The 13,590-nt window shown below is 29.1% G+C and carries 12 protein-coding genes; 9 read left to right on the top strand and 3 right to left on the bottom strand.

What is annotated here, in order from left to right; translation table 11 throughout:
• Positions 1-202 precede the first annotated feature (202 nt).
• The 3 genes from GXK56_RS19750 to GXK56_RS19745 all read left to right on the top strand — a co-directional run bounded on the left by GXK56_RS19750 (position 203) and on the right by GXK56_RS19745 (position 2,934).
• Entirely contained in the window at positions 203-1,027 is an 825-nt protein-coding gene (locus GXK56_RS19750) for a phage replisome organizer N-terminal domain-containing protein (RefSeq protein WP_160690582.1), read from the top strand.
• Positions 1,028-1,030: 3 nt separating this feature from the next.
• Positions 1,031-1,165 (top strand): hypothetical protein, encoded by a 135-nt coding sequence (locus GXK56_RS28605; RefSeq protein ID WP_279283177.1) that lies wholly within the window; start codon positions 1,031-1,033, stop codon positions 1,163-1,165.
• A 71-nt stretch (positions 1,166-1,236) separates the two neighbouring features.
• Positions 1,237-2,934, top strand: coding sequence for an alpha-glucosidase (locus GXK56_RS19745; RefSeq protein WP_160690580.1), 1,698 nt, complete (start codon positions 1,237-1,239; stop codon positions 2,932-2,934).
• Positions 2,935-3,450: 516 nt separating this feature from the next.
• Here GXK56_RS19745 and GXK56_RS19740 read toward each other — a convergent pair.
• Positions 3,451-4,251: an AraC family transcriptional regulator gene (locus tag GXK56_RS19740; RefSeq protein ID WP_160690578.1), complete on the bottom strand. Its 801-nt coding sequence runs from the start codon at positions 4,249-4,251 to the stop codon at positions 3,451-3,453.
• Between the two features lie 278 nt (positions 4,252-4,529).
• Between GXK56_RS19740 and GXK56_RS19735 the strand changes: the two genes are divergently transcribed.
• Together GXK56_RS19735 and GXK56_RS19730 are read left to right on the top strand one after the other, a co-directional pair.
• Positions 4,530-5,189: a ThuA domain-containing protein gene (locus GXK56_RS19735; protein ID WP_160690576.1), complete on the top strand. Its 660-nt coding sequence runs from the start codon at positions 4,530-4,532 to the stop codon at positions 5,187-5,189.
• A 42-nt stretch (positions 5,190-5,231) separates the two neighbouring features.
• Positions 5,232-6,626 (top strand): MATE family efflux transporter, encoded by a 1,395-nt coding sequence (locus GXK56_RS19730; protein WP_160690574.1) that lies wholly within the window; start codon positions 5,232-5,234, stop codon positions 6,624-6,626.
• A gap of 233 nt (positions 6,627-6,859) precedes the next feature.
• On the opposite strand, the gene alr is transcribed toward GXK56_RS19730, so the two are convergent.
• A complete protein-coding gene (gene alr, locus GXK56_RS19725; RefSeq protein WP_160690572.1) occupies positions 6,860-8,020 on the bottom strand; it encodes an alanine racemase in 1,161 nt (386 codons plus the stop codon).
• A 336-nt stretch (positions 8,021-8,356) separates the two neighbouring features.
• Positions 8,357-8,755 (bottom strand): pyridoxamine 5'-phosphate oxidase family protein, encoded by a 399-nt coding sequence (locus tag GXK56_RS19720; RefSeq protein ID WP_160690570.1) that lies wholly within the window; start codon positions 8,753-8,755, stop codon positions 8,357-8,359.
• Between the two features lie 129 nt (positions 8,756-8,884).
• On the opposite strand from GXK56_RS19720, the gene GXK56_RS19715 reads away from it, so the two are divergent.
• From GXK56_RS19715 to GXK56_RS19700, 4 genes are all read left to right on the top strand, one after another.
• Positions 8,885-9,220 (top strand): helix-turn-helix domain-containing protein, encoded by a 336-nt coding sequence (locus GXK56_RS19715; protein ID WP_160690568.1) that lies wholly within the window; start codon positions 8,885-8,887, stop codon positions 9,218-9,220.
• A 253-nt stretch (positions 9,221-9,473) separates the two neighbouring features.
• Positions 9,474-10,088, top strand: coding sequence for a hypothetical protein (locus tag GXK56_RS19710; protein ID WP_160690566.1), 615 nt, complete (start codon positions 9,474-9,476; stop codon positions 10,086-10,088).
• Between the two features lie 278 nt (positions 10,089-10,366).
• Complete coding sequence (locus GXK56_RS19705) at positions 10,367-12,868, top strand: dynamin family protein (protein WP_160690564.1); 2,502 nt, start codon at positions 10,367-10,369, stop codon at positions 12,866-12,868.
• A gap of 32 nt (positions 12,869-12,900) precedes the next feature.
• Complete coding sequence (locus GXK56_RS19700) at positions 12,901-13,587, top strand: hypothetical protein (RefSeq protein ID WP_160690562.1); 687 nt, start codon at positions 12,901-12,903, stop codon at positions 13,585-13,587.
• Positions 13,588-13,590 lie beyond the last annotated feature (3 nt).

Raw genomic sequence — 13,590 nt, 5'->3', positions numbered from 1 at the left:
ACTAATAATTATATTAAGTATGAAGGGAAATGATAAATATGAGAGAAAGAAAATATGCACGTATAAAAAGAGCAGCTATGCTGCAATAAGGAACTTATCGCCTATAAAAAGGGCAGCTATGCCACAATTCGGAACTTCTTTGCAATAAAGAATTTATTGATAGAACTAATAATTATATTAAGTATGAAGGGAAATGATAAATATGAGAGAAAGAAAATATGTTAAATTTAATGTAAATATGTACAGTGATACAAAATTTAAAATAATAGATACAAAACCAGAAAGAGATTTAATACATTATATTTGGACACGCATGGTTATTTTAGCTGGTAAGTGTAATCAGGAAGGGGAACTATATATGTCAAGAACCATACCTTATAATGTTGAAACCTTAGCTATAGAGTTTAACAGAGGTTATGTGGAGGTTAAGGTGGCTTTAGATTTATTAATAGAATTAGAAATGATTGAGCTTAATGAAGGAAATGTATTTAAAGTTAAGAACTTTGCAAAGCATCAAAATATTAAGGTAAAAGAAAATGTTAAGATGGAAGATGGAAATAATATTAAAAAAGCTGTATTAAAAAGCAATGAAATTCAAGAAAAAGAGGGTTTCCAAAATCAAAGTTCAGGTGTAATTACAAAAAATGAACCTATTATGAAAGATACTGAAGATACTTTGAAGGAGCAAAAAATACTTGAAAAAGATAATTTCAATAAAGCTAAAGAAATTCAATTGCAAAATATTAAAGAAGATGTTTGCATGAGAGTAAATAAAAGTATTTCCGAAGATATTTGTGAAAATATAAATAAATCAGAAGGTAGGCAGGATTTCCAAGAGAACAAACATTTGAAACTCTTAAAAGTGAATAGAAATAAAGGAAGTAAAAAGAAAAAAATTGAGGATATAATAGTATTTGATTCGGAAGAAAATAAAGAAGAACCAATTGTAAACTTTTATGATGGGGAAATACCTTTAGGCAAAGGAGAACATGTAATATGGGAGTTCGCAAAACTTTCTGAAGGATAAAAAATGAAATTTAATATTTGCCATACTAATAAATTATCAGAATTTTGCTTAGGCAGTATTGTTTTATTAATAAGCTGTATTATGCAAGAAATTCCTAAAGTATTATCCTATAATAGCATTATATTAGTAGTGACTTAGGAAGATTATAAGTGCTGCTATAAAAATATAAAATTACATGATTTTGTAAGTATAAATATAGGAGGTACTTTATGAATTGGCAAAGAGAAGCAGTGGCATATCAAATATATCCAAGAAGTTTTAAGGATTCTAATGGAGATGGGATTGGTGATCTACAAGGTATAATTGAAAAGCTGGATTATTTAAAGGATTTGGGTATTGATTTGATATGGGTAAGTCCTATATATAAATCACCTAATGATGATAATGGATACGATATTAGTGATTATAAGGATATACTTGATGAGTTCGGCACAATGCAGGATTTTGATAAGCTGCTTAAAGAAGTGCATAGAAGAGGTATGCGCTTAATTATGGACTTAGTTATAAACCATACTTCAGATGAGCATCCTTGGTTTATAGAAGCAAAGAGTTCAAAAGATAGTCCTAAAAGGGATTGGTACATTTGGAAAAAAGGTAAAAAGCCTATAAGTTTACCAGAAGCGTCAGTTCAAGAAGTAGAAGTAAACAATGAACCTAATAATTGGGCAAGTATTTTTGGAGGCTCAGCTTGGGAATATGATTCTAATAGTGAGGAGTATTATTTACATCTATTTAGCAAAAAAATGCCTGATCTTAATTGGGAAAATCAAGAAATGAGAAATGCACTTTATGAAATGATTAACTGGTGGTTAGATAAGGGAATAGATGGGTTTCGTGTAGATGCAATCAGCCACATTAAAAAGTGTGATTATGAGGATATGCCTAATCCTGACAATTTAAAATATGTTCCTTCTTTTGATAAGCAAATGAAACAGCCTGGAATAGAAAATTTATTACAGGATTTAAAAGAAAACACGTTTGACAAATACGATGTTTTTACAATTGCAGAAGCAAGTGGTGTAACAACAGAAGATTTAGAAGAATGGGCAGGAAATGAAAAAGGAAAGTTTTCGATGGTATTTCAATTTGAACATATGCAGTTATGGGAAATGGACAATAATTCAAAGTCTCCTTTATCCTATATTAAGAAAACCTTATCTAGATGGCAGGAGGCTGTTTATAAAGATGGTTGGATAGGCTTATTTTTAGAAAATCATGATTTAACAAGGAGTGTATCTAAGCTTGGAAATGATAAAAAGTATTGGAAAGAAAGTGCTAAAGCCTTAGGCTTGATGTATTTTATGCAAATGGGTACCCCTTTTATTTATCAGGGACAAGAAATTGGAATGATTAATGCAGATTATGATAATATTGAGGATTTTAATGATGTTGCAACGATTTACCAATATAAGGAGAGAGTAGAGCAGGGAATGCCAGAAGAAGAATCTCTTGAAATAGTTAAAGGAACTACCAGAGATAATTCAAGAACACCAATGCAATGGGATAATACTTATAATGGTGGGTTTACTACAGGGAGTCCATGGATTAAAGTAAATGGAAATCATAAGCATATAAATGTAGAAGAACAGTTAAGGGATGAAGATTCAATTCTGAATTTTTATAAAGAAATGATAAGGCTTAGAAAAGAAAATAAAGCCTTGATATATGGTAAATATGAGATTATCTTAGAAGATGATAATAATATATATGCTTATACAAGAACACTAAAGAATGAAAAGTATATTATAATTACAAACATATCAGAAGAAAATATAAAATATAATTATGAGAAAGAAATATTAAAATATGAAAATTTACTCCTTTCAAATTACAAAGTTAATAATCATAAAAATATATCAGGGTTTATTTTAAAACCATATGAAGCTCGATTATATAAGTTGGATTAAAATAATTAAATATATTCTAAGATTACTTCCATAATTATTAATGAAAGTATTTTTGCTAATTAATAATTATAAGATTGGAGAAAAATTATGAAATATTCATACAAATATACATTAAGTGCATGTTATATTGGGAAGTAAAATAAATTAAAAAAATCAGTATTTAGAAGTGGAATTTTATGCATTATATGTTATGGCATAACAGTTTTTTCACCTTGGCAAGTATTATCTTTGATAGCCTGTGCTATAACTGGAATTTCTATAAGCTTGATGTGGCCAGGTACATTCAGCCTTTCTGTTAAAATGTATCCTAAGGGAGGCACTGCTATGTTTTTCCCTATTATGCTAGTAGTAGGAATATTGCTAATTAAAGAGGAGAGTAAGCAGCTTAATGAATGCGATGAAAAAGAAAATATTGTTGAATATAAAATGTAAATAAAAAATGAAAACAAAAGTATACCTATAGACTGTAAACATGAAAAAGTGTTTAGTCTATAGGTAGTTTTTTATAAAGAAAAATTAAGAACTGAATTTGCCAAGTCTGAACTCAGTAGGAGTAAATGAAGTAAGCTCTTTAAAAATTCTATTAAAATTTCTTTGGCTTTTAAAGCCACATTCTAAAGCTATGATTGTAATGGGAAGATCTGTTTCGTTAAGAAATTTCTGAGCTTTATTTATTCTCAGTCTATTCACATAATCATTAAATTGATAGCCAATCTTGTTAGAAAAGATTCTTGAGAGATAGAATTTACTATACCCCAAATCTTTAGCTATACTTTCTAGTGAAATATTCTCTTGGTAATGAAGTTCAATATATTTTAACAGGCTTTGTATTGTATTACTATACGAAGTATTGCTGCTTTTCAAGGCAAAATATCCATCAAGTTTTCCGAGTATTGTGTATAAAAGTCCTTTTACAACATATTTGTTATTAGATTCTTTGAATTCATCATAGAGCATAAAGAAAAGTGGGCTTATTCCTTCATCAATAATGTTTTTAGGAATAAAGGGATTTTCAAGGGTTTTATCCATTCGTATGCCAAAGAAACTGCCAACAATATCAGGAGAAAGAATAAACATGAGGATTTTTGAAAAGCCTTTACTGTTATAGCCATGTATGTCATTAGGAAAGCATATAGAAGCTTCGTCAGTGTTTAGACATCGTGAAACATCGTTTATTGTAACCTCAATAGAACCTTCAACAACATAAATCATCTCTGCATAAGGATGTAAATGGGGTGGAAAGCTGAAATTTATTAAAATTCCTGAAGTGAAAAAATTTTGATCACCTGATTTGTTAACTTCGAAAAAAGGATACATAAAAGACCTCCAGTTATTAAGTATAAGATATATTTATTAAACTATAGAGAACTTAGTTAATTATTATACTATGTTGAGTAGAATATTAATCTACGTAGATTTTGTGAGAACAGAATATATTAGATTTTTTCAGTTCTAAATAATACAAAAAATATAACATATACTGCAATATATGTCTATATCCCGTTAATATATTGCCAGCTTAATTTGATAAATAAATGTAATATGGTAATTAAGAGGACTAAAAATTAGTACCAGAGTAAAAGTGGAGGTATCCTATGAGGAAAAAAGCACTAATAGTGCAAGGTGGATGGGAAGGACATGAGCCTGCAAAGGTCTCTCAAGTATTTAGTGATATTTTAACAGAGGAAGGATTTCAAGTTGAGGTTTCAGATACTTTAGATAGTTTTTTAGATGAAATAAACTTAATGAATTTAAATCTTATAGTTCCTGTTTGGTCAATGGGCGAAATTAAAGATGAACATTTGCAGCCTGTATTAAAGGCAGTAGCCTCAGGAGTTGGAATGGCTGGCTGCCATGGAGGCATGTGTGATTCCTTTAGGAATTCAGTTGAATGGCAATTTATGACTGGTTCCCAGTGGGTAGCTCATCCAGGGAATGATGGAGTTGAATATGAGGTTAATATAGTTAAATCAAGTTCAAGCAGCATAATCCATAATATTAAGGATTTTAAAGTCAGGACAGAGCAGTATTATCTACATATAGATCCTGCAATAAATGTGTTAGCCACAACTACTTTTGGGATAAATGAGGAGTCATGCAGTACTAATGGAAGTATTACAATGCCAGTTTTGTATACCAAGACTTGGGGTAAAGGAAAGGTTTTTTATAATTCTCTTGGACATAATGTTGAGATATTTAACATCCCAGAGGTTAGAGAGCTTACGAGAAGAGGATTTTTGTGGGCTGCCAAGTAAAGATATCTTTTAGAATAAACAAAAGAGGGAGAGATTTTTAGTATGTCAGCAAAATATGTACATGATATGACCAAAGGAAATGAAGTTTCTCATATTATAAAATTTACACTGCCCATGCTTATAGGTAATGTATTTCAACAATTTTATAATTTAATTGATTCTGTTGTTGTAGGGAAGTATATAGGTGCTAATGCTTTAGCAGCAGTAGGTGCTAGCAGTTCCTTGAACTTTTTGTTTTTTTCTGTGTGTATGGGATTATCTATTGGGATAGGTATTATTATTTCACAATATTTTGGCGCTGGTAGAGAAGAGCAAATAAAAAGAGCTATTGCTAATTCAATTTATGTTATTGGGGCGGCTGGAATAATTATGAGTATATTAGGTGTCTTCAGTGCACGTTTGATTTTACAGTTTATGCATACACCGCCTGAGATTTTAAATGATTCTGTAAGTTTTTTTAGAATAACTTCTGGAGGAATGATAGCTGTGGCAGCTTATAACGCAGTGTCTGGAATACTTAGAGCATTAGGAGATTCAAAGACACCTTTGATTTTTTTGGTTGTTTCCTGTGCAATTAATGTTACTTTGGATTTGATTTTTGTTCTTAAATTTGGTTTTGGTATCTCAGGAACAGCATTTGCTACTGTGTTTTCTCAGGGATGTGCTGCTTTAGGGTGTGCAGTTTTTGCATGTCTTAAGAATCCATACTTTAAATTGAAAAAAGAACACTGGATAATTAGCAATTCAATTATTACAAAATGCATAAAAATCGGAATTCCAGTAGCGGCACAGAACTCAATGATTGCCATATCTATGGTAGCCTTGCAAAGTGTTGTAAATGGCTTTGGGGAGACTGCTGTTGCAGCTTATACAGCTACTAGCAGATTAGAACAGCTTATACAGCAGCCTTTTAATTCGCTAGGTGCTGCTATGGCAACATTTACAGGTCAAAATGTGGGGGCAGATAAACTTGATAGAGTGAAAAGGGGATATTATAAGAGTATTTTAATTGTTGTTGGCTTTAGTTTTTTAGCACTATTGCTAGCTCAATTTTGGGGACGAGCTATTATGGAAATGTTTGTTAAGGATGAAGCTGTAATAAGTCTTGGAGCAATGGCAATAAAGATTACCAGTTGTGCGTATTTTCCTCTAGGAATGATTTATATTACAAGAGGGCTTCTAAATGGTGCTGGGGATGCATTTTACTCTATGATTAACGGATTTGTTGAGGTTGCTGGAAGAATTGGATTTTCAAGTGGCTTGGCTATGATTCCTATTTTGGGAGTATGGAGCGTATGGATTACCAGCGGATTGACTTGGACTATTACAGCTATAGCAAGTTTAATAAGATATAAACAAGGCAAGTGGAAAAAGAAATCATTGGTTAAACCTAGGAGTAAGACTATAAAATACAATAGATATATTGAGGAGGAATAGAAAAATATGATGAATTTCATTTTACAAGGTGAAATTCATCTTATAAAGCACTCAACCGTGAAGAATTTGCTGCATATTGTACTACGTAAAATGAACAAAGGGTGATGGTCATGATTTTTATGTATGAAACATATAATAGGAAATTAATTCAAAAATTCTAAAAGAATTTTTGAATTAACTGTTAATTGTTAAATTTACGTTGATAATTACAATATTAGTCTTTAGATAACTTTTTATAGATAATTTTTTACGCTAAATATTTTTCCATTTTTCTTATATACTCTAGGAACTCTATATTTTAGCATGCAAAGTATTTCATAATTAATTGTACCCATGATTTCAGCAATATGATCTGCATTAAATTTTACATTTCCTTCTTCACCAAGAAGTATAACTTCATCTCCAACCTTTACATCTCCAATATCGGTTACATCTATCATACATTGATCCATGCAGATCCTACCAACGATTGGAGCAAATTGTCCATTGATTATTACCTTACCTTTTTTTGCAAATAATCTAGAATAACCATCTGCATAACCTATAGGAAGGGTTGCAATAATACTTTTTCTTTCTGTTTTAAAAGTTCTGCCATAACTTACATACATTCCAGGTTCCATTTCTTGAACGCGAGTTATAGAAGCTTTTAAGGTTAAAGCAGGTTTTAAAGAAAGATTGTTTTTATTTACTTCATCAGATGGATAATAGCCATAAAGTATAATTCCAGCTCTTACTGCATCTAAATAAGTTTCAGGAACATCCATAATTGCACCACTGTTAGATACATGCTTTATAGGTATTTCAATGCCCGAAGCTGAAAGTTTATTAGTAAAGTCTGAGAACTTTTTAAATTGTTCATGGGTATAAGTTTTATCTTTTTCATCAGAAGTTGCAAAGTGAGTAAAGATTCCTATTACCTCTAAGCCTTTTAAAGAACATATTTCAGAAACATCAGAAATAGCCTTTTCATTTGGAAGAAATCCTATTCTTCCCATTCCAGTATCTAATGCAATGTGAATTTTTGCTTTTTTATTTAATTTTAAGGCTATATCAGATAATTCCTTTGCATATTCTAAATCATAAACAGTTTGTTCTAAATCGTAGTTTATTAATTCTTCACCTAAATTTAAAGGAGTATATCCAAGAAGCATTATAGGAGCTGCTATGTTATGATTTCTAAGTTCCATTCCTTCAGTTAAAACTGCAACTGCAAGCCTAGAAGCTCCATTTTCAAGTAAGGTTGGAACTACATCAACAGCACCATGACCATAACAGTCAGCTTTAACTACTGCAATTACGTCCTTATTGTTAACTAAGCTTTTTATGTTTCTCATATTATAAGCTAGTGCATCTAAGTCAATTTCTGCATATACAGATCTAAGTATTTTTTCCATTTATCTACGCCTCACAATTATTATATATTAATAAATATACTGAAAAGCTAATTTCAAAGCAGGCTTTATGTAAATTAGAATTACAGCATAATTAAAGTCATTTTAACTCATATTTATATTTTATTATAATAATTGAAAGTAATAAAGAACCACTTATGTTTAATTTTAAAAGTCAGGTGGTTCTTAAATAGAGAAAATTAAATTTTATATATTAGAATTTTTAAGATTATGAGTGAGATTGGTATTAGGTAGAAAGATAATTATTAGGCAGAAGCTGTACTTTCAAAATAAAAGCAAGCTTCTAAAAAGTGTAAACTTAAATCTTAAATAAGGATACTAAAATTTAATTGTCTTAGGTTCATCGCTGCTGAAAGAATTAATAACTGCTACAGCATCTGTAAGATAAAATACTTCTACAACTCCATCTTCTGCGCTGTACATTTTCTTTAGCATTGGGTTAGCTTCAAGCATAGCAGCTTTAGCTTCAACTCTAGGATCTATAACAGCATTTCCTGATAATCTAAGCCATTCTCCTTTAGAAGAAGTAGTAGAAATTTCTACTTTAGGATTTGCAGTTAATTGTTTAAAGACATCCTTTGTATTATTAGTTACAAAATATAATTTGTCTTCAAATTTTGCTATAGCACCAAAAGGACGAACTCTTGCTTGATCTCCATCGATTGTTGCTAAATAAAATGTTGGATTTTCAGTTAAAAATTCAAATACTTCATTCATTATAATTGCTCCTTCCACTTCTATGTGATAAAATCATTCTGTACATTGATAATAAAATATTACAAAAAAATTAACAAGTACGATTATTTTTAATACATAGTATCTTTAGAGATACCAAGGAGATTAACCATGGAAGAAAAGTATGATTTATTTGGCAAATGTCCATATGTAACAGCACAAAAGATTATTTCTGGCAAATGGGCAGTTGTAATTTTGCATAATTTAAGTTCAAAAACTCTTCGATTTGGTGAACTGCAAAAGTTAATGCCAGATTTAACTCAGGCAACACTTACAAAGCAGCTTCGAAGTTTAGAGGAATATGGAATGATAAAGAGATATGTTTATCCACAGGTTCCACCTAAAGTTGAATATTCTTTAACAGATATAGGTAAGGAATTTCAATCAGTACTAGATAGTATTTCACTTTGGGGAGAAAAGTATATTGAGCACATGAAAAATGAATAATAAATTGTGAATGATTAATGAAGAAAAGGATGAGTGAAGATGGAAAAAAACTTAAGTGCGGAAGAAATATGGGAAAAGTTATACACTTATAAAAAGAGCAGCTATGCTGCAATCAGGAACTTTTAACAATCATTCATCATTAATTACACAATATCATTATAAAAAACTATTATTTAGAGCAAATATATTAAAATTAAAGGCATGAGTTTAGTAAAATTATAAATATTAAAGATAAGAAAAGGATGAAGTAAAGATGGAAGAGAACTTAAGCTTAGATAATTTAAGTGCGGAAGAAATATGGGAAAAGTTATATAATAAAGATTTGAATTGTAAGAAAAATATATTAGAATATATAGATATTGCCAAAATATTAAAAAAGGGCGAAGCAGACCCAGAAAAGATTCAAGACACTTATAATTTTATTTATGATAATATTGAGAAGATGTCAGATAAAGTTAAGCCTAATACTATTATGTATCTTCAAAATGAATTAAAAAATCAGTTCGGTAAATATGTAGTTGATAAAGAACCTAAAGAAGAAAGTGCCTTTATTAAATTTTTTAAAGAGGCATATCCTGTAAAAGATAGAAGAAAAGATTTTACTTGGGTTATGATGAATATTAACAACATAGTAGAGGAACAAATTTGGACTACATTAATTCATATTAACAGGGAATATGTATGTAAGAGAATTAAATTAGAAGAAGAAAAAGAAGATATAATTAAAATGATAGAAAAGATAACAAAGAAAAACAATATAAAATTTATTAATAAAATAAAAAGTTTAGATAAGTTACTAAATAATTTAAATATAAAAATAGTAAGTGATAAAGATAAATTTAAGGTTAAAAAACTAACCAACAATTAAAAGAGCTGCTATGCAACTATGGAAGGATTCGCTATGCCACAATTAGGAACTTCTCTGGAATAATGAATTTAAAATTAATTAAGAGTTAAAAGTAAATAGGTAAATTAGATAAATTTATAAGAAAATTTTGTCAAATAATAAAAAGAGAATTTTAATAATTCAAAATGGATTATTAAGATTCTTTTTTATTGAAATTTTTTAGATAAAACCACGTAAATATGGTAATATATCAATATACGATTAATAAAAAGAACATAAATATAAATATGGAGAAATTTATGGGCAGAGATAATTATATTGCAGATACAATTAATGAAATAAAAGAAGTACTAGAAAAAAATGAATATAGAACAAAAAGATATAACAAGGATATGGATTGGTTTAGAGAGCGAACAAAGATATTTGAAGGTGACATAATAAGAGTTGCTATTATGGGAATAACCAGCAGTGGAAAATCCACTTTAGTTAATGCGCTTTTAGGTGAAAAAATATTGCCAATGGCAATAAGACCAAGTTCAAGTATTATAATTACAGCAGCAAAAGGTGAAAGAAGACAAGCTACTGTTTATTTTAAGGATAAAAAGCCAGAAATATTAGAGGGAAGTAATCTAAATGAAGAAATTATTGGAGCTTATGCAGATGAAAGCAGAAACCCCGATAATAAGTTAAAGGTAACCCAAATTGACATCACTACTCCTGAATTTTTGTTAAATGAAAATATCCATATTATAGATAGCCCAGGACTAGATGCATGGGAGTTAGAAAGTCATGAAAAATTGACTTTGGAAATATTACTTCCAACTATAGATATCTGCATATTTTTAACTACTGTAAAAGCTAATAGTGATTTAGCAAATGCTGAAAAGATTAAAATTGTAAATGAAAAAGAAAAGCAGATAATTTTAGTTCAAAATATGATAGATTCCATTGAAGAAAAGCTTGGGAAAAATGGAATAGTTGAAGAAGATAAGTCTATTATTCTAAAAAAACATAAGAAGAGGGCGGAAAATCTTTTAAGAGAAGCAACTCATAATGGTGAGGGGTTTGATGTGATTCAAATATCTGCACTTAATGGTTTAAAGGGAAGGCTGAACAAGGATGAAGAAGTATATAAGTCTTCAAATATAGACTATTTTGTAAAAGGAATAGAAGATTGTACACAGAATATATTCCCAAAGCTTAATAAGCAAAGAACAGAAAGCTATATAGAAAGAATCAACGATATAATAAGTACTGATAGAGAAATAATAGAGGGAAACACAATTGAAGCAATAGAAGCTTTAAGAGATGTGAGAATTGGAGATATAAATGAACTTGCTGAAAGTTTCCAAAATGCACAAGAGAAAATATTAGAAAAGATTAAAGAAATTGAAGCTGTTATTTTGGAGACAATAAATGAAATAGCCAATACTACTTCGGAGGAATTTGAAAGTTACTTAAATATAGTTGAGAAAATCAATAATAAAAACTTATATATTGAAAGTGACATTTTAAACATAGTTAAAAAATGTGAAAAGAAGAAAAATGAAATTTATCAAAAGCTTAATTTAGATAGTAGAGATAGCTATTCTTTACCTAGCATGGAAGGCAATAGCATATATGTTAAGCATAAATACGAAGAAAAGACTATGTTATTTAAGAAAGAAGGCGTATTTAATAGAGGTAAGAGATTGCTATCAAATATATTCGACAAAGAGTGGGGATACACGGAGGTTGAATATGATGAAAAGGTGGTAGATAAAGAAGCTACCATTGAAATTGCTCAGGATGTATGTAATAAAAATATGATGTATTATTTGAGCATTTTAAAGGATTGGAGTACTCAATATAATAAGTCTATAAATATTTTTTATGATGAAGCGGCTAAAAGATCTGAGGAATACGAAGAAAAGAAAAAGCAAAAGATTCAAATTTATGATATTGAAGATGTAAGTAAGAATTTAACTCAAATTAAAGAAAAACTTAATTCTTTATGTTTTGAATCTGAAAAGCAAGTGAAATCAGATGGCGATTTAGAAGAAATGAGAGAAGCATACTTAATTTCAACAGCTCAATATAATCTTTATAAATTATCTAATGGAATAGTGGACAAAAATTATTTAATGGTGGGTAATTATTTAAGAGAAAAGAATAGGAAAAAATTAAAGGAGGAAGCTGTTGAAATACTATGGACATGGGATATAGAAGTATGTGAGCAATTTATTTCAAGAGTCTTTGGAATTTATTTAAGTGACAATGAATATGAAATCTTAAAAAATGAGGGAATATATTGCTTTGAAAATACAATAATAGTTTATGAATTATGTAAAAATAAACTTGATTTTAATATGGTTGTTAATAAAGTTAAAGAAAAAACGTATAACATTTTTATTGTATTTAATGGAATTCAAATAGCAAATTCTAAGAAGCAGATTATAGAAAGTACAGATTTAAATTATTTTATTAAAGATGAAAATAATTCAATTATTAATTTGGTCATAGATTCCTGTAAAGTATTTATAAATGCAGATAATGTACGTGAACTTTTGACAGAGGTGAGTAATTTAAAACAAACTATTAAAAGTAAGTATGAAAAAGTCCAATATGGATATATATTGATTAATTCTAAAAATCCAATATATAATATGGCATTAATTGAATGTGAGGAAAAAGACAAGTTTTTAATAAGTGATTATAGAGAAATAAAAGAAAGGCTATTTGAAAATCCATTATCAAGAGGTACAGAAGAAAAAGAAACCCTTGAGGAAATTCTAAGCTATTTCTTAAATAAAGAAAGTTAAAAGTTAACTGACTCAAAGGGGAGATAATGACTATGGACGATAAATCGATTTTAATTCAAAGCGATGAAGTTACAAAAAATATAATGAGTGAAATTCAAGAGGATATGATAAATTCTCTTTCAAAGGTATCTAGAAATATGTCTGAAGAGGTAATAGAAAAGTTAAGACCTATAGAAAAGAAAATTAATGATTTAAAAGGAAGTCTTCAAGAATTTCAGGAGGAAGATTTTCAAGAGAAAATTGAAGAATTAAATGAAAGTTTATTAAAATTGCCTAAATTTATTGAAAATTCTTTAGAAGGTGCAATAAATAATATTGTAAAGGAACAAAATAAACAGCTTTTTCAATCTATAGAAGAAAGACTAGCTATTTTAGGTTTGAAAATAGTAAAAGATACTGCTAATACTAGAGAAGCTATTTTAAGCAAGATGGATGAAATTAAGGTAGATAAAGTTGAAGAAAAAGTAGATGCAATGGAAAAGATTATTGAGGAAAAATCAGAAGCTTTAGAAAAGTCCTTTGAAGAAAACAAGGATAGCAATACTGTTATTTTAAATAAAATTAGAAGTATAGATGATAAAATAGAGGATAAAGAGGCTTTAATTGAACTTATAAATAATGTGCAAGAGGAACTTAGTATAAAGATGGAAATGATTCAAGAAGAAGTACAATGGGGAAATAAGTCCTTCTTTACTAGACTTTTTGGAAAGAGGAGATAAAAA

This window comes from Clostridium sp. C2-6-12 (assembly GCF_009928485.1).
Lineage (GTDB): Bacteria > Bacillota > Clostridia > Clostridiales > Clostridiaceae > Clostridium.
Note: the sequence above shows the minus strand (reverse complement) of the source record. Positions and strands in the feature narration are given on the sequence as shown.